Source organism: Pseudoalteromonas sp. SG41-2 (genome assembly GCF_014164535.1).
GTDB classification, from domain to species: domain Bacteria; phylum Pseudomonadota; class Gammaproteobacteria; order Enterobacterales; family Alteromonadaceae; genus Pseudoalteromonas; species Pseudoalteromonas rhizosphaerae.
In genome coordinates this window covers 66,274-83,358 of record NZ_JACJFK010000010.1, presented here as the reverse complement: position 1 = coordinate 83,358, position 17,085 = coordinate 66,274, and the positions used below count along the sequence as shown (strand labels likewise).

Genomic DNA, 17,085 nt, shown 5'->3' with positions numbered 1-17,085 from the left:
CAAAGAGAGGTTACATTTACCACTTAAGTACCATTTAAGGATATTCATCTAACTTAGGGGCACATAATGAACAATAGTTTTGACACCCAAAAACAACTCACTATCAACGGTGAGCAGTTTCATATCCATTCACTGCAAGGTTTAGGCGATAAAGCCAAGCGACTGCCATTCTCGCTCAAGATCCTACTCGAAAACTTACTGCGCAATGAAGACGGCGTAAATATTAAAAAACAAGATATTGAAGCGTTGCTAAACTGGGATTCACAAGCCAAGCCCAGTGCTGAGGTAGCATTCACACCCGCCCGCGTGGTGATGCAAGATTTTACTGGCGTACCAGCAATCGTCGATTTGGCCGCAATGCGTGATGCTATGGAAAGACTTGGCGGCGATCCTGCGAAAATAAACCCATTATCCCCTGCGGAATTAGTTATCGACCACTCAGTACAAGTAGACGGTTATGGTGAAGATGGCTCATTTGATTTAAATGCCAAGCTTGAGTACGAACGCAATAAAGAACGTTATGAGTTTTTACGCTGGGGCCAAACAGCCTTTGATAACTTAAAAGTTGTGCCACCAGCAACGGGTATTGTTCACCAAGTGAATTTAGAATACCTTGCTCGCGTTGTCTTTAATGAAGAGCGCAATGGGCAAAAATTTGCTTACCCTGACACCTTAGTCGGTACTGATTCACATACCACTATGATCAACGGCTTAGGCGTACTTGGTTGGGGTGTAGGCGGCATTGAAGCAGAAGCTGCAATGCTAGGCCAGCCAATTAGCTTACTGATCCCGCAAGTGGTGGGTATGAAGCTCAACGGCCGTTTACCGGAGGGCACCACAGCGACCGATTTAGTGCTGACCGTTACTGAAATACTGCGTAAGCATGGCGTTGTCGGTAAATTTGTAGAATTTTATGGCGATGGTCTTGCTGATTTACCACTGGCCGACCGCGCAACCATAGCCAACATGGCACCGGAATACGGCGCTACCTGTGGTATTTTCCCTATTGATGATGAAACAATTAATTATCTTCGTTTAACCAACCGTGATGAAACACAGCTAAAACTGATAGAAGACTACGCAAAACACCAAGGCCTATGGCGTAACGATGGCGATGAAGCAAATTACACCGACAAGCTCGAATTAAATCTAAACGATGTAGTGCCAAGCCTTGCCGGTCCGAAACGCCCACAAGACAGAATTGCCCTTGATCAAGCTGGCGAAGTTATTGCCAATCATTTAAAAACCTTTCAAGATGAACGTCTTGCTAAACGCGACAATAGTGATGAACAGCAATCACGTATCGAAAGTGAAGGCCCTGTCACTAATCCTGATGAGCCAACCAACGAAGCGCAATTTATGGGCGCAGCAAAGGTTAACTTTAAAGGCCAAGAATTTGAGTTAAAAGATGGCGCTTGTGTAATTGCTGCCATTACTAGCTGTACCAACACTTCAAACCCAAGCGTTATTTTAGCTGCGGGTTTAGTCGCGCAAAAAGCTCGCCAATTAGGAATTAACGTAAAACCTTGGGTAAAAACATCACTGGCACCTGGCTCGCAAGTGGTCACTGACTACTTAGAAAAAGCAGGCTTGATGGACGATTTAGATGCCCTTGGCTTTAATTTAGTGGGTTATGGCTGCACTACCTGTATTGGTAACTCAGGTCCGCTTGCCGATGAGATCAGTGAGGCAATTCAACAGCACAAATTAGTAGTAAGCTCTATTTTATCGGGTAACCGTAACTTTGAAGGACGTATTCACCAAGATGTGAAAATGAACTTTTTAGCCTCACCACCTTTAGTTGTCGCCTATGCGATTGCAGGTCGTACAGATATCGATGTTTATAACGAACCACTTGCGCAAGATGCTAATGGTAACGATATTTACCTGAAAAACATTTGGCCTAGTGTCAGCGAAGTGAATGAACTGGTGAAAAAAACCGTCACTAAAGAAATGTTCGCTACCAGTTACGGTAATGTTTATAAGGGTGATGATCGCTGGCAACAAATCAAAATTCCTGATGGTAAACTTTATGACTGGGATGATGCCTCAACGTATATTAAAAAAGCGCCGTTTTTTGATGGCATGACGACAGAACCACCAGGCATCCCTACTATTACGGGTGCTCGCTGTTTAGCAAAACTTGGCGATTCCGTCACTACTGATCATATATCCCCTGCTGGTGCAATTAAAGCAAGCGCGCCTGCTGGCGAATACTTACAAGAAAATGGCGTAGATAAATCGCAATTTAACTCATACGGTTCTCGCCGTGGTAATCATGAAGTAATGATGCGCGGTACATTTGCCAATGTACGCTTAAAAAACTTGCTTGCACCAGGCACCGAAGGCGGTGTAACGCGCACTCAACCTGATGATGAGCTTGCCAGTATTTACGATGCTGCAATGGCGTATCAACAGCAAGGCGTGCCACTCGTTGTGCTTGCCGGTGCTGAGTATGGTACGGGTTCATCACGAGACTGGGCAGCGAAAGGTTCGCTATTATTAGGTATTAAAGCGGTCATTGCGCAAAGTTATGAACGTATTCATCGCTCGAACCTAATTGGCATGGGCGTGCTACCACTGCAATTTAAAGCAGGTGAGAGCCATGAATCACTGGGGTTAACAGGTCAAGAGCAGTTCGATATCGAAGGTCTCTACGATAAAACCAAGGAAGTTAGTGTCGTTGCCACCAATAGCGAAGGCAAAAAACTAAGCTTTAGTGCCGATGTCCGTATTGATACCCCCAAAGAGTGGGATTACTACAAACATGGCGGCATTTTACAGTATGTATTGCGTAATATGTTAACTAGCTAATTAATCTATAATATTAGGGCTTTGCAAAATTAATTTGCTTAGCCCTTAATTTTTTGATGTAAAACAAGTCAGCTTACTCATTATTAACTACACTTAATTCATCTTATCATTAACGCCTGCATACTATGACCGAGCAAAAGATCATCAAAGTACTAAAAGTATTTATTGTCCTTGGCATATGCCTTATTGTGACTGGACATTATTTATTAGTGTCTGATCTGTTTGGTGAACAAAATAGTATTCATGGCATTATTATCAGCGCCGCTTTTATTGCTATTGGGGTGCTATTTTCTCTGCCTACAAAAATTTACCTCACTATTGTTTTAATGAACATAGAGGCTGTACATGACCAACATGTATAGCAGCAAGGTCTTGCAATTAATCAAACCATTTAACACCTCTAAAACTTTATTAATAGCGGCACTTTTAGTGCTTTGCTTACCCACTCAATTACGTGCAAATGAAAAACTGATTATTGCATCCGGTAATTTTGCACCTTATTTCATGCAAGATAACGTAACCGGTAATGGTTACTTCGATCAGCTTGTGGTTCAAGTGTTACGGATACAAGGCTATCAAAACCCGCAGTTGGTGCCGTTAAATAATGATGCTATTCAACGCTACTTCAACAATAAAGTCGCTGATATCGCGATCAACTATACGGCACAACCAGCTGCACACGCCTTTACTTCTCGTTATCGTGTGCGATTTATGAACCGCGTGACCATGCTCCGTTCTGCATGGACCGAGAAAGTAACTACGCTGAACGATTTGAAAAATTTAAGAGTCGGTAGTTTTATAGGGGCGAGCGATATCTTTGGTGCTGAGTATAAAAACATGGCGACACAGGTATTCACTCACTATAGTGAAGTAGGAAATCAACAAGCCCTAAATAAACAGTTACTTACCAATAAGATCGATGTCCGTATCGGTGATTATTTAATGCTCTACTGGCATACATCAACAAACACCCAACTTGACCCTACAAGTTTTATATATCGCGATATTTTAAACTATCAAGGCTCTTACATTGTTTTTCAAGATAAGTCTGTCAGAGATAATTTTGATGAAGGCCTGACAAGGTTAGTTGCTTCAGGAGAACTAATGATAGCTACTGAGCGTTGGTTAAAAGCTTATAACCTGCCAATCATTAAGCAACAATTTTTTGTAACACAGCCCGAAAAAACACAGCAAAACAACGCTATTGAAGCAAATTAATGCGTCTCATCTAACGATTTAGTGCGATGCTCTAACTGTTCTTTCACTTGCTCTGCATCTTCAAACAGCTTTTTCATCACCACGGGATCATAAACACTGCTTGAGTTTGGCATTAAAGACATATTAGTTGTTTTTGAGGTACCTTTTAAAATAGACGTATCTTCTGCGGCAGTTACCGTAATATCACGCGGATCTAGAATTACTTTTTCACTTGTACCGTTAGGATTAGGCTGATCGGAGTAATGCCATTGCCCTTGCTGATCTTGCCATTTATAAATAACGGTCGTTGCTACTGAGCTTTCATCGGTAATTGATTCAACAACTTTTTGACTAGTCTCACTGACCAATTTGGCAGCTATAGCAAAGGTGTCACTTGATAACTCAACCATTTGCTCTGTTAGCTGATTTGATTTACTACTAATACCATCACTGGTTAACCACGTTTGGCCATCGGGTCGTTGCAAGTAAAATAATGCCGCGACACTGATCAGCAATACCATAATCGCTAGGTACGCAAAATACTTCATCTTCAATCCTTTGAGTTAAATTTTTTTCTTTCTATTTTCTTACTATCATTGATAGCGAGCTATGATTTTAGCTAGGTCACCATTATCTTTCAAGCTTTGTAAAAAATCATTAAATTCTTTTGCCCGCTTCTTGCCACGCTCAGTATGTGCAAATTGTAGCTGCAAAGGCGCCTCACCGACATTAAAAGCACTTACACCAAGAGCTGAGAATTTAGGGTATTTATTGACGTACCAATCAAAAACCGCGCGCGACATAATAGTAAAACGTCTACTAATATGGTTATCATTATAAAGACTCTGTAATACATCTAGATCCGAATAAAAGTTCTCACGATGTAGGATTTGATCACGCACCAATGGCTCATATTCAGGATATACATAACCAAAGCGCCCTAGCAGTACACCATTATGCAGCACTTTTTCATCTTGAAAATCACTGGGGTTTGCACCATGGGTCACCACCATGACATCTTCAACCATCACAATTTCTTGACTCCAATAATACTTATGGGCTGTCAAGAGCCAACTTTCAGATTCCATACGCGCATCAACCTCACCATTACAAACCATTTTCTCCGAGCGCATTTCAGGGACATATGTATACTCAATAGTAAGGGAGTGCTGCTCAGCAAACTGGGTTATTAACTCATTCAACAGTCCTTTTTTAGCGCCTCCAATAATGTGATATGGGGGATAATTCTCATCAGGTAACGCAACACGAAAGGTGTCAGCAAAAGAGTGGTTTGGAAAAAATAAAAACAAGATAGCAAAGTATCTATTCATCAATGATGCACACAAAGCTAATGGCTACTTACTTTATACTGTAGTCAAAAAAATAAAGCACAGCTAGTAGGCTGCGCTTTAGGAATTTAATGATAACCGTAAGATTAGATCCCATCACCATCAATGTGTAGGCCACATTCGCGGTTTAGACCAAAAAAACGGGTCTCTTCTTCGGTCATACCTGGCTCTAGTTTACGCGTAGTATGCACATCGCCCATTGACACATAACCTTGCTCCCATAATGGGTGGTATGGTAAGTCATGTTTAGTCAGGTACTGATAAACATCGCGATTTGACCATTCAATGATTGGATAAACCTTTACCGTGCCACGGCTAATTTCAACAACTTGCTTGTCAGCACGTGTCGATGATTGGTCACGACGCAAGCCGCTAAACCAAGTACCTGCATTTATATCTTTTAATGCGCGAGTCATTGGCTCAACTTTATTAAGCTGGTTATATTGTTTAATACCCGCTTCGCCTAGCTCCCATAACTTACCAAACTTGGCTTCTTGCCAAGCTGGGCTTAACTGCGACTTATACACTTTCAAATTTAGTGATAAGCGTTCGGTCATTTGCTCAATAAACTGATAAGTCTCTGGAAATAAATAACCTGTATCAGTTAGCACCACTGGAATATCGGCTTTTTGTGACGTTACTAAATGCAACATTACCGCGGCTTGAATACCAAAGCTTGATGATAAAAACTGCGTATCTGGCAAGTTTTCCAGTGCCCATGCTACACGCTGTTCAGCGCTCATATCTTTTAATATGCCGTTAGCATCAGCAAGCAGTGTTACTTGGCTTTCTTTATCAAGCTGTAAAATGTTTTTAAATTCACTCATAGTAAATTCCAAACCTTAGCAAGCGCGAACGCTTGCTTTAAATTATGCGTAGAAATCGGTGACTGAGACTTTAACTTCAGCAACAATGCCTTTGCGGATCACAAAATCACCAAAACATTCGCCGTCGTTACGCTCACTTGCCCATTGACCTATTAATTTATCAAAGGCCTCTAAATACACGTCTTCACCGACATTCTCTAAATACAACTTAGGAATACGAGTACCTTCAAGATTGCCACCTAAGTAAACGTTATATTTGCCAGGTCCTTTACCCACCAACCCTGCTTCAGCCAACATTGCGCGGCCACAGCCATTCGGGCAACCAACAACACGCATGATAATACTATCATCAGGAATACCGTGTTTAGCAAGCAGCGCTTCAGTTTTTTCAATTAAGCTTGGTAAATAACGCTCGGCTTCCGCCATCGCTAAAGGGCAAGTCGGCAGTGAAACACAGGCCATTGAGTTTTTTCGCTGCTCTGAATCTTTGTCATCAATCAAACCGTGTTCACGCGCTATTTTTTCAATTATTGCTTTTTGATCAGCAGGCACACCGGCAATGATCAAGTTTTGATTTGCCGTCATACGAAAATCACCTTGGTGAATTTCAGCAATTTTACGACAACCTGTTTTCAGTGGTTTACCCGGAAAATCTAAAATACGACCACTTTGGATAAATAAGGTTAAGTGATGCTTACCATCAATACCTTCAACCCAACCAATGCGATCGCCACGATGAGTAAACTCATAAGGGCGGCTTGGTGCAAATTTAACCCCTGCACGTTGCTCTACTTCCGCTTTAAATACATCAGTACCTACACGATCTAAGGTGTATTTAGTTTTTGCATTTTTACGGTTTGAGCGATTACCCCAGTCGCGCTGTACAGACACCACATGCTCAGCAATTTTTAGCGTATCTTCGAGTGCGATAAAACCAAAATCATCGGCTTTACGTGGATACGTTGCAGTATCGCCGTGAGTCATAGCAAGACCACCACCTACTAGCACGTTAAAACCAACTAATTTACCGTTATCAGCAATCGCGACAAAGTTTAAGTCATTCGCATGCACATCCACTTCGTTGTTCGGTGGAATAGTCACTGTGGTTTTAAACTTACGTGGTAAGTAAGTTGAACCTAAAATTGGCTCTTCTGTGGTTTCGCTTTTTTCGCCGTTTAGCCAAATTTCAGCATACGCTTTAGTTTTTGGTAACAAGTGCTCAGAAATTTTCGCTGCCCACTCATACGCTTCTTGATGCAGCTCAGATTCAACCGGATTAGTAGTGCATAGTACGTTACGGTTTACATCACCCGCTGTTGCGATTGAGTCAATGCCCACGCTATCCAACATTTGGTGCATGCCTTTTATATTTGGCTTTAACACACCATGAAACTGAAACGTTTGGCGAGTTGTTAAACGAATACTACCGTAGCTGGTTTTTTCATCTGCGAACTTATCAATTGCTAACCATTGCTCTGGCTTGATGATACCGCCAGGCATACGTGCACGTAACATGACGTTGTGTAATGGCTCAAGCTTTTGCTTAGCACGCTCACCACGAATATCACGGTCATCTTGCTGATACATCCCGTGGAAACGAATTAACTGAAAGTTATCCGCAGTGAAACCACCGGTGATCTCATTTTTTAAGTCTTGTTCAATTGTGCCACGTAAAAAGTTACTTTCTCTTTTCAAGCGCTCGTTATCAGAAAGCTTTACGTTTTTATCTTGTTCGCTCATGTTTAATCCTAAATTTGTTACAGTGACGGCTGTTAGCTTTTAATAAAATAAACAACGTGCGCTTAGTACACGTCTTTCTGATAGCGGTTAGCGCTGCGCAAATCTTTCAAGTATTGATCTGCATCTTCATAGCTCTTACCTGTGTTCTCGCTAATAATATCAACCAACGCATTGTGCACGTCTTTTGCCATTCGATTAGCGTCACCACAAATATATAAATGCGCGCCCGCTTCTAGCCATGCAAATACGTCTTTGCTGTTTTGGCGTAGCTTGTCTTGCACGTAGACCTTCTCTGCTTGGTCACGGCTAAACGCCACATCAACTTTACTTAGTAGCCCTGATTTTAAGTAACCTTGAATTTCTACTTGATATAAGAAATCTTGGGTAAAGTGTGGGTTACCAAAGAATAACCAGTTTTTACCGGATGCTTCGCGGGCATCACGTTCTTGTAAGAAAGCACGGAACGGCGCAATACCAGTACCAGGGCCGACCATGATCACTGGCGTTTCGTCGTTAGCAGGTAAACGGAAGTTATCGTTATGCTCGCTATATACTTTTACTCTACAGCCTTCTTCGGCACGACGTGCTAAATAACCCGAACAACCACCTAAGTGCTCACTACCGAATGCCTCAAATTCAACTAGACCAATGGTTAAATGCACTTCATCTTCAACCTCAGCTTGGCTTGAAGCGATAGAATATAAACGCGCTTGTAGTTTGCGTAGGCAATCAACTAAAGTTTGTGCTTCAAGCTTGGCTGGATTTTGGCGGATCACATCATAGATTTGACGAGGCTCGATGTATTCACGCATTGCCACTTTATCTTCAACCAGCTTTAATAACTCAGGTGTGCCTGTCGCTATCGCGTACTTTTCCACAAAACCTGGGTATGATTGAGTCAGCTCTAACTTTTCAATTAAGGCATCACGAATGCTTAGCTCTTCATCAGCGATTTTAACTTGGCTTGCAGCATCAATTTGCGTCAGTGTCAGTACTTCATCAACCAGTGCTTCATCATTTAAGAAGTACACACCCAGCGAGTCACCCGGTGTGTAAGTAATATCAGACCCTTCCAGTGAAATCTCAACATGGCGCACATCTTTGGTTGAATCTCGACCGGTGATCTTTTGCACTAGGCTAAGCTCTGCTGGAAATGGGTTTTGCTTGGTATATTGGCTGGCAGCTGTTGCTGGTGTACCAAATGACACCACTTGCCCACCTGTTGCGCCTTGCTGTGCTTTTAAATCAGGTTCAAATGCATCAAGTGCTCCGCTGATCCAGCTGGCGGCTTCATCATCGTAATCAACGTCTAAATCAGCACGCTGGTAAATGGTTTCTGCACCGAGCTTATTTAAGCGCTGTTCAAAGTCTTTTGCTGTTTGACAGAAGAACTCATAGCTTGAATCACCTAAACCTATAACCGCAATTTTAACGCCATCAAGCTTAGGTGCTTTTTTGGTTGCTAAAAACTCATGTAATGTTTCGGCATCTTCCGGCGGCTCACCTTCACCGTAAGTAGAAACAACGACAGTTAAGAATTTTTCTTTTTTCAGGGCCGTTGGTTTGTAATCAGCCATGCTAACTAACTTAACAGCTAAACCACGAGACTCCGCTTGCTCTTTGAGCTTAGTCGCTACACCTTTTGAATTACCGGTTTGTGAGCCATATAAAATGGTCAATGCAGCTGCATCTCCAGCACTTGGCGCAGCACCTACAACACCACCTAAGGCCGCCGTATTGGCATTCGCAGCAAGATAGCCACTTACCCAAGCTTGCTGAATTGGATTAAGCTCAGCCACTAAACCTTGCAGCTTTTGTACTTGCTCTTGCGATAGCGGACTTGCCGCGGCATTGAGTTGACCTAACAACATGAATTAATTCCCCGTAACCCTGAAAGTTATCTGCAAAATGATCACTGATTACAGTAATCACTTTGCCTAAAATTTGTGTCGCCTTTAAGGCAAATAACTCAGGCCCTAAAGATTTCTCTGAGTGTGAAGAATAACGGGGTACGCGCCAATAAAAAAAGAATAGAATCTGCTTTGTTATTCCATTTAGTTATTAATTTATAAATTAACCAGTAAAAACAGATTAAAAGGTAAAAATAACTGCTGATGATTTCAGCACCACGCTTAGCCGATCAGAAATATCATACAAAAATTTATTCACTTCATTTTTTTCAAAATGCAAATTAACTTTTTTGCAACAAACCTCGAGTAGGCTATAGTGGATTTGGCCACATTCTGTGCGCCGACTATAAATACAATAAGGAAACACTATGTCACACGGGGCATATAGAAAACTCATACTCAGCAGTGCTATGTTAGCTACAGCACTTCCCTGCATGGCCAGCATTAATAATGGTGACTTTGAAAACTGGTCAAGTAATAGCCCAAACGGCTGGAGTACGATTGACTCAGGCATTACACTATCAGCTTCAAATACCATAGTGAATTCAGGATCTCTTGCTGCAAAAGTAGTGGTTAATACCGCTAGTCAAAGCAATACTGATTTACTGCAAGAAGTTACTGTTGAGGCCGGCAAAAGCTACTTATTCTCAAGCTGGGTTTATCACACCGAAGGCGGCATTAAAGCGCGCTTAATTGCCGACGGCTATCAAGGCTATTCAAATCCAGCGTTATTAAATCAGTGGCAACAAATAAGCTATACATATACAGCAACCAGCAATGCTACGATTACCGTGGGCCTGCGTTTTTACGATGTCAGCGGCTTTGATGGCAGTGAAACTATTTATGTGGATAGTTTTACACCAGGTTCTAGTGATACCACCCCACCGCCACCAGTCGGTTGTGCTGATAACACCGTTAACTTAGCACTGACAACTGATAACTATGGCGAAGAGACTAGCTGGCAAATCACTAACGCCCAAGGCATAGCAGTTGCGTCAGGTGGCAGTTATAGTGGCAACAACAGCTATACAGAGCAAGCTTGCTTAGTTGATGGCGATTACACATTTAGTATTTTTGATAGTTACGGCGACGGTATTTGCTGTTCATTTGGTAATGGTAGCTACGCGCTAACATCTGCCCAAACAACATTGGCTAGCGGCAGTAGTTTTCAAAGCAGTGAAGCAACTCCCTTTATACTTGGTGATAATACCAACCCAGAAACGCCGCCCAGCGAGCCAACTGGCTACTATGTTACAGTACAAGGTTTAACGGGCTATACACTTAAAACCGCGCTTTATAACATTATTAAAGGTCACAACTCACAAGGTTATTCAGCTATTTGGAGTTTTTACGATCTTGCTTCACGGGATAAGTACTTTGAAAATGACAATTCAATACTCGATCGCTATTCAGAAAATCCCACCGGTCAAGACAGCTATAACTATGTCGCTGTAAGTGATCAATGCGGCACTTACAATAGTGAAGCTGATTGTTATAACCGCGAACATTCATTTCCGAAAAGTTGGTTTGGCGGCACAAATGAGCCTATGAACTCAGACGTACATCATATTTTTGCAACCGATGGTTATGTTAATTCAAAACGTAGCAATTACCCATTTGGCGAAGTAGGCAGCGCCAGTTTCACCTCAAGCAATGGCAGTAAACTTGGCAGCGCAGCAAGCTCGATTAATTACTCAGGCACAGTATTTGAGCCAATCGATGAGTTTAAAGGTGACTTTGCTCGCGCCTACTTCTATATGGCAACCCGCTACGAAAACGTCATTGGTACTTGGCAAAACAACACCACGGCTAGTAATGCCGTGCTTAACGGCTCTAGTAACCAAGTGTTTGAGAATTGGGTAGTGACTATGTTGGTTAATTGGCATAACGACGATCCAGTCAGTCAACTTGAACTAGATAGAAACCAAGCCGCTTATGAGCATCAAGGCAACCGCAATCCATATATCGATCATCCAGAATTTGTTGAGATGATTTGGTAAAGGTCAGCGGTCAGCGGTCAGCGGTCAGCGGTCAGCGGTCAGCGGTCAGCGCAGAAAAACATCAGCCTTTGCACTTGCAAAGGCTTTTTTGCTCTCTAATTTTATAACCCAATTTATGCAGTAAGAATATAATTAATGCTCTTTTGTTTGTCATTGTTGGGCATCTTTTTTGTTGCTCAACCCATGCTAACGCAGCAGTTGCAAATTCACTGTTATTTGCAATTGAGTGATCCACCGCTTCTGCAAGCTTCACAATTTGCAAAATAGATTGTCTATATTCGGTAAGGCCTAGGCTTAGAAGGTAATTTTGAATCGGACACATAGCATTTAATCAGAGTGAAAAAATACAGCATAAAAGCTGGAGCTAGGTTAAGGTCAAGTAGTTTTTTATCAGGGAAATTTATCGACGTGCTTTTTCTATGGTATGAATTTTTATACCTGCATATTCGTGACGTTCTTTTCTTCAAGGCCCTCAATAGACTCAGGCGTTCAACTTCACTCCGAGCGGCTTACGGCTTAAAACTTACCGCTTATAGCTTTTTAAAAACAAAAAGCCCCAGCTAATGCCGGGGCTTTTTATAAAACAGACTTAATTAAAAATTAAGCTTGTTTTGGACTAGAAATAACGTCTACTAATGTCCAAGACTTAGTCTTAGAGATTGGAGCGCATTCACGGATAGTAACAACGTCACCCGCTTTTGCTGTGTTATTTTCGTCATGTACGTGTAATTTAGTCGTACGTTTGATGAATTTCCCATAGATTGGGTGCTTCACGTAACGTGCGATAGCGATAGTGAAAGATTTTTCCATCTTGTCGCTGATTACAGTGCCTTGAAGAGTACGAATTTTATCACTCATTATTGACCTGCCTTCTGGTTAATAACTGTTTTTACACGCGCGATATCGCGACGTACTGTTCTTAGCGTGTGAGTTTGAGCTAACTGACCAGTGCTTGCTTGCATGCGCAGGTTAAACTGCTCACGAAGAAGACCTAGAAGTTCAGCATTAAGCTCTTCTACGCTTTTATCTTTTAGTTCGCTTGCTTTCATCACATTACCGTCCGAGTTACGAAAGTTGTTTTGAATGGCAGTTTACGAGCAGCAAGGTCGAATGCTTCACGAGCAAGCTCTTCAGAAACACCTTCCATTTCGTAAAGTACTTTACCAGGCTGAATTTCAGCAACCCAATATTCAACAGAACCTTTACCTTTACCCATACGAACTTCAAGAGGCTTTTCTGTGATCGGTTTGTCAGGGAAGACACGGATCCAGATTTTACCTTGACGTTTCACGTGACGTGTCATGGCACGACGAGCTGCTTCGATTTGACGAGCAGTCATGCGGCCACGGCCAGTAGCTTTCAAACCGAAAGTACCGAAGCTTACTTTGTTACCGTTTTGCGCTAAACCACGGTTGCGGCCTTTGTGCATTTTACGGAATTTTGTACGTTTTGGCTGTAACATTACTCGCTACCTCTACTTAGCACTTTTTTTGGCTTTCTTTGGTGCGCGTTTAGCTGGCTTCTCTTGCTCTTGTACTAGTGGTAAACCACCAATAACTTCGCCTTTGAAGATCCAAACTTTAACACCAATGATACCATAAGTGGTTAAGGCTTCAGAAGTTGCGTAGTCGATATCAGCACGAAGAGTATGTAGAGGTACACGACCTTCACGATACCATTCTGAACGTGCGATTTCTGCGCCGCCAAGACGACCGCTAACTTCAACTTTGATCCCTTTAGAACCGATGCGCATTGCATTTTGTACCGAACGCTTCATAGCGCGACGGAACATAACACGACGCTCTAGTTGAGAGGCAATGCCGTCTGCTACTAGTTGTGCATCTAGTTCTGGTTTACGTACTTCAGAAATATTGATCTGAGCAGGTACACCAGCAATCTTAGTTACCGCTTGACGTAATTTTTCTACGTCTTCGCCTTTTTTACCGATAACAACACCCGGACGAGCCGTGTGAATTGTTACGCGGATTGATTTTGCTGGACGCTCAATAACGATTTTAGACACAGAAGCCGCTTTCAATTCCTTAGTAAGGAATGTACGTACTTTGTGATCGCCAAAAAGCTGTGCAGAGAAATCTTTTGAACTCGCGTACCAGGTAGAAACCCAAGGTTTAGATATACCTAGGCGAATACCAGTAGGATGAACTTTTTGTCCCATTACTTATACTCCTAGCTATCTGAAACCACAACAGTGATGTGGCTTGTACGCTTAAGGATGCGGTCTGCGCGTCCTTTAGCACGTGGCATAATACGTTTCATTGTTGGACCATCGTCCACAAAGATCGTTGTTACACGTAGCTCATCAATGTCAGCACCTTCGTTATGCTCTGCGTTAGCAATAGCAGACTCAAGTACTTTCTTAACTAATACAGCCGCTTTCTTAGGGCTGTACGCCAGGATTTCTAGTGCGCGATCGACAGGTAACCCGCGGATCTGATCTGCAACTAGACGTGCTTTTTGCGCCGAACCAGAGGCGAATTTATGTTTAGCTAATGCTTGCATTTATCATTCCCCTCTTAACGTTTCTTCGCTTTCTTATCCGCAGCGTGGCCACGGTAAGTGCGAGTTGGTGCAAATTCACCTAGTTTGTGACCGATCATTTCGTCAGAAACGAAAACTGGTACATGCTGGCGACCATTATGGACAGCAATGGTCAATCCGATCATGTTAGGTATGATCATTGAACGACGGCTCCAAGTTTTAATTGGCTTCTTGTCACCGCTTTCCAAAGCTTTCTCTACCTTCTTCAGCAAGTGTAGGTCTATAAAAGGACCCTTCTTGAGAGAGCGTGGCATGGCTATTCCTCAATATTACTTAGTACGACGACGTACTATAAATTTATCCGTACGCTTGTTCTTACGCGTCTTAGCACCTTTAGTCGGCTTACCCCATGGAGACACAGGATGACGACCACCAGATGTACGACCTTCACCACCACCGTGTGGGTGATCAACCGGGTTCATGGCAACACCACGAACTGTCGGACGAATACCACGCCAGCGATTTGCACCTGCTTTACCAAGTGAACGAAGCATATGCTCAGCATTGCCTACTTCACCTAGCGTCGCACGACAATCTGATTCAACTTTACGAACTTCGCCTGAACGAAGACGTAATGTTACATACTGACCATCACGAGCAAGGATTTGAACGTATGCACCAGCAGAACGTGCGATTTGAGCACCTTTACCTGGTTTTAATTCTACGTTGTGAACAGTCGAACCTACAGGCATATTGCGCATAGGTAATGCATTACCAGGCTTGATTGGTGCATCAACACCAGACTGGATTGCATCACCAGCTTTTAAGCCTTTTGGTGCGATAATGTAACGACGCTCACCGTCTGCATATAATACAAGTGCGATGTTTGCGCTACGATTTGGATCATATTCTAAACGCTCAACAGTGGCTGGAATGCCATCTTTAGTACGTTTAAAATCGATTAAACGGTAATGCTGCTTATGACCACCACCGATATGACGAACCGTAATACGACCATTGTTATTACGACCACCTGATTTAGAGTTTTTCTCTAATAGTGGTGCGTATGGCTTGCCCTTATGTAGATCTGGGTTTACCACTTTAACTAGGTGACGACGACCCGCAGAAGTTGGCTTACACTTTTGAAGTGCCATAATTCTAACTCCCCTTATTACTCGGCGCCGCCGACAAAGTCTAGTTCGCTGCCTTCTTTAAGAGTAACGTAAGCTTTTTTCCAGTCGCTACGACGACCGAAACGTGCGCCAGTACGTTTTGTTTTACCCTTAACATTAAGTGTGCGAACACCAGTTACTTCCACTTCAAAAAGCTTCTCTACAGCTGCTTTAACTTCAGCTTTAGTTGCGTCATTTACTACTTTGAAAACGATAGTGTTGTTTTCTTCAGCAGCAATAGTGCTTTTTTCAGAGATATGTGGAGCAAGGATCACTTTTAAAAGACGTTCTTCACGAATCATGCTAGCGTCTCCTCAAGTTGCTTAACAGCAGCTGCTGTAATAAGTACCTTATCGAAAGCGATTAAGCTTACAGGGTCGATACCAGCTACATCACGCGTGTCAACCTTGTACAGGTTACGTGCCGATAAAAATAGATTCTCATCTACTTCTTCAGTTACGATTAGAACATCTTTAAGCTCAAGTTCTTTAAGCTTAGCAACTAGTTCTTTAGTTTTTGGTGCTGCTAGAGCAAAACTTTCAACAACGATTAAACGCTCTTGACGAACTAATTCAGATAAAATGCTTTTGATCGCACCGCGGTACATTTTACGGTTTACTTTTTGGCTGTGGTCTTGTGGTTTAGCTGCGAAGCTAACGCCACCTGAACGCCAAATTGGACTACGGATTGTACCAGCACGTGCACGGCCAGTACCTTTTTGAGCCCATGGTTTTTTACCACCACCGCTTACTTCAGAACGTGTCTTCTGAGCACGAGTACCTTGACGAGCACCTGCTGCGTATGCAACAACTACTTGATGTACTAATGCTTCGTTAAACTCACGTCCAAAAGTAGCTTCAGAAACTTCAAGACCGCCAGAAGCGTCTTTAATTGCTAATTCCATCACTAAATCTCCAGGACTTATGCTTTAACAGCAGGTTTAACGATAACGTCACCGCCGATAGCGCCAGGTACTGCACCTTTAACTAAAAGCAAGTTACGCTCAGCGTCAACGCGTACTAGTTCTAAGTTTTGAGTCGTTACACGCTCAGCACCCATATGACCGGCCATTTTCTTACCTTTAAACACCTTACCAGGTGATTGGTTTTGACCGATTGAACCAGGAGCACGGTGAGATAGAGAGTTACCATGTGTAGCGTCTTGCATGCTGAAATTCCAGCGCTTAACACCACCTTGGAAACCTTTACCTTTAGAAGTACCGGTTACGTCAACTTTGTTGATTTCGTTGAATAATTCAACAGTAAGCTCAGCGCCTACTTCAAAATCGCCTTCACCACCATTTAGGCGGAATTCCCACAGACCGCGACCCGCTTCAACACCAGCTTTAGCGAAGTGACCCGCTGTTGCTTTGTTTACACGGCTTGCTTTTTTAGTGCCTGCGGTTACTTGAAGCGCGTTATAACCGTCTGTTGCGTCAGATTTGATCTGAGCAATGCGGTTAGGTGTCGCTTCAATAACTGTCACAGGGATAGATACACCATCTTCAGTGAAGATACGTGTCATACCCACTTTACGACCGACTAGACCTAATGCCATTTTCCTAAAACCTCTCTAAT

The 17,085-nt window shown here is 42.7% G+C and carries 19 protein-coding genes; 4 read left to right on the top strand and 15 right to left on the bottom strand.

What is annotated here, in order from left to right; translation table 11 throughout:
- Positions 1-66: 66 nt before the first annotated feature.
- The 3 genes from acnA to H5186_RS09875 all read left to right on the top strand — a co-directional run bounded on the left by acnA (position 67) and on the right by H5186_RS09875 (position 4,032).
- The gene (acnA, locus tag H5186_RS09885) at positions 67-2,814 is read left to right on the top strand and encodes an aconitate hydratase AcnA (protein ID WP_182794420.1); all 2,748 of its coding nucleotides are present in this window, start codon (positions 67-69) and stop codon (positions 2,812-2,814) included.
- Positions 2,815-2,939: 125 nt separating this feature from the next.
- Positions 2,940-3,176 carry a hypothetical protein gene (locus H5186_RS09880; RefSeq protein WP_149980454.1) on the top strand — a complete coding sequence of 79 codons (237 nt, stop codon included), beginning with the start codon at positions 2,940-2,942 and terminating at the stop codon, positions 3,174-3,176.
- Positions 3,160-4,032, top strand: a complete 873-nt coding sequence (locus H5186_RS09875) for an ABC transporter substrate-binding protein (protein ID WP_182718974.1) — start codon at positions 3,160-3,162, stop codon at positions 4,030-4,032. The genes H5186_RS09880 and H5186_RS09875 overlap by 17 nt, the downstream gene beginning before the upstream one ends.
- Here H5186_RS09875 and H5186_RS09870 read toward each other — a convergent pair.
- The 5 genes from H5186_RS09870 to H5186_RS09850 all read right to left on the bottom strand — a co-directional run bounded on the left by H5186_RS09870 (position 4,029) and on the right by H5186_RS09850 (position 9,798).
- Positions 4,029-4,559, bottom strand: a complete 531-nt coding sequence (locus H5186_RS09870) for a DUF4124 domain-containing protein (protein WP_182740372.1) — start codon at positions 4,557-4,559, stop codon at positions 4,029-4,031. The genes H5186_RS09875 and H5186_RS09870 overlap by 4 nt on opposite strands.
- A gap of 45 nt (positions 4,560-4,604) precedes the next feature.
- Entirely contained in the window at positions 4,605-5,342 is a 738-nt protein-coding gene (locus H5186_RS09865; protein WP_182718972.1) for a transporter substrate-binding domain-containing protein, read from the bottom strand.
- 104 nt (positions 5,343-5,446) lie between these two features.
- Positions 5,447-6,187 carry a phosphoadenylyl-sulfate reductase gene (locus H5186_RS09860; protein ID WP_182740371.1) on the bottom strand — a complete coding sequence of 247 codons (741 nt, stop codon included), beginning with the start codon at positions 6,185-6,187 and terminating at the stop codon, positions 5,447-5,449.
- Between the two features lie 42 nt (positions 6,188-6,229).
- On the bottom strand, positions 6,230-7,927 hold the full coding sequence (gene cysI, locus H5186_RS09855) for an assimilatory sulfite reductase (NADPH) hemoprotein subunit (protein ID WP_149980449.1): 1,698 nt from the start codon (positions 7,925-7,927) through the stop codon (positions 6,230-6,232).
- Positions 7,928-7,989: 62 nt separating this feature from the next.
- Entirely contained in the window at positions 7,990-9,798 is a 1,809-nt protein-coding gene (locus H5186_RS09850; RefSeq protein WP_182768007.1) for an assimilatory sulfite reductase (NADPH) flavoprotein subunit, read from the bottom strand.
- 407 nt (positions 9,799-10,205) lie between these two features.
- Between H5186_RS09850 and H5186_RS09845 the strand changes: the two genes are divergently transcribed.
- Positions 10,206-11,837, top strand: coding sequence for an endonuclease (locus tag H5186_RS09845; protein ID WP_182794419.1), 1,632 nt, complete (start codon positions 10,206-10,208; stop codon positions 11,835-11,837).
- A 600-nt stretch (positions 11,838-12,437) separates the two neighbouring features.
- On the opposite strand, the gene rpsQ is transcribed toward H5186_RS09845, so the two are convergent.
- Genes rpsQ through rplC form a run of 10 tightly spaced genes read right to left on the bottom strand, consistent with a single transcriptional unit; the run spans position 12,438 to position 17,065 of the window.
- The gene (gene rpsQ, locus H5186_RS09840; protein WP_016709053.1) at positions 12,438-12,695 is read right to left on the bottom strand and encodes a 30S ribosomal protein S17; all 258 of its coding nucleotides are present in this window, start codon (positions 12,693-12,695) and stop codon (positions 12,438-12,440) included.
- A complete protein-coding gene (gene rpmC / locus H5186_RS09835; RefSeq protein ID WP_054552371.1) occupies positions 12,695-12,886 on the bottom strand; it encodes a 50S ribosomal protein L29 in 192 nt (63 codons plus the stop codon). Before rpmC ends, rpsQ begins: the two co-directional genes overlap by 1 nt.
- The gene (gene rplP / locus H5186_RS09830; RefSeq protein ID WP_002957890.1) at positions 12,886-13,299 is read right to left on the bottom strand and encodes a 50S ribosomal protein L16; all 414 of its coding nucleotides are present in this window, start codon (positions 13,297-13,299) and stop codon (positions 12,886-12,888) included. The genes rpmC and rplP overlap by 1 nt, the downstream gene beginning before the upstream one ends.
- Before the next feature lie 12 nt (positions 13,300-13,311).
- The gene (gene rpsC, locus H5186_RS09825) at positions 13,312-14,013 is read right to left on the bottom strand and encodes a 30S ribosomal protein S3 (protein ID WP_054206128.1); all 702 of its coding nucleotides are present in this window, start codon (positions 14,011-14,013) and stop codon (positions 13,312-13,314) included.
- 11 nt (positions 14,014-14,024) lie between these two features.
- Positions 14,025-14,357, bottom strand: a complete 333-nt coding sequence (gene rplV, locus H5186_RS09820; RefSeq protein WP_004588690.1) for a 50S ribosomal protein L22 — start codon at positions 14,355-14,357, stop codon at positions 14,025-14,027.
- 14 nt (positions 14,358-14,371) lie between these two features.
- Entirely contained in the window at positions 14,372-14,650 is a 279-nt protein-coding gene (gene rpsS, locus H5186_RS09815; RefSeq protein ID WP_010561269.1) for a 30S ribosomal protein S19, read from the bottom strand.
- A 15-nt stretch (positions 14,651-14,665) separates the two neighbouring features.
- Positions 14,666-15,490, bottom strand: coding sequence for a 50S ribosomal protein L2 (gene rplB / locus H5186_RS09810; RefSeq protein WP_007376192.1), 825 nt, complete (start codon positions 15,488-15,490; stop codon positions 14,666-14,668).
- Positions 15,491-15,507: 17 nt separating this feature from the next.
- A complete protein-coding gene (gene rplW, locus H5186_RS09805; protein WP_054206127.1) occupies positions 15,508-15,810 on the bottom strand; it encodes a 50S ribosomal protein L23 in 303 nt (100 codons plus the stop codon).
- A complete protein-coding gene (rplD, locus tag H5186_RS09800; protein ID WP_054206126.1) occupies positions 15,807-16,412 on the bottom strand; it encodes a 50S ribosomal protein L4 in 606 nt (201 codons plus the stop codon). The genes rplW and rplD overlap by 4 nt, the downstream gene beginning before the upstream one ends.
- A gap of 17 nt (positions 16,413-16,429) precedes the next feature.
- A complete protein-coding gene (gene rplC, locus H5186_RS09795; RefSeq protein ID WP_054206125.1) occupies positions 16,430-17,065 on the bottom strand; it encodes a 50S ribosomal protein L3 in 636 nt (211 codons plus the stop codon).
- Positions 17,066-17,085 lie beyond the last annotated feature (20 nt).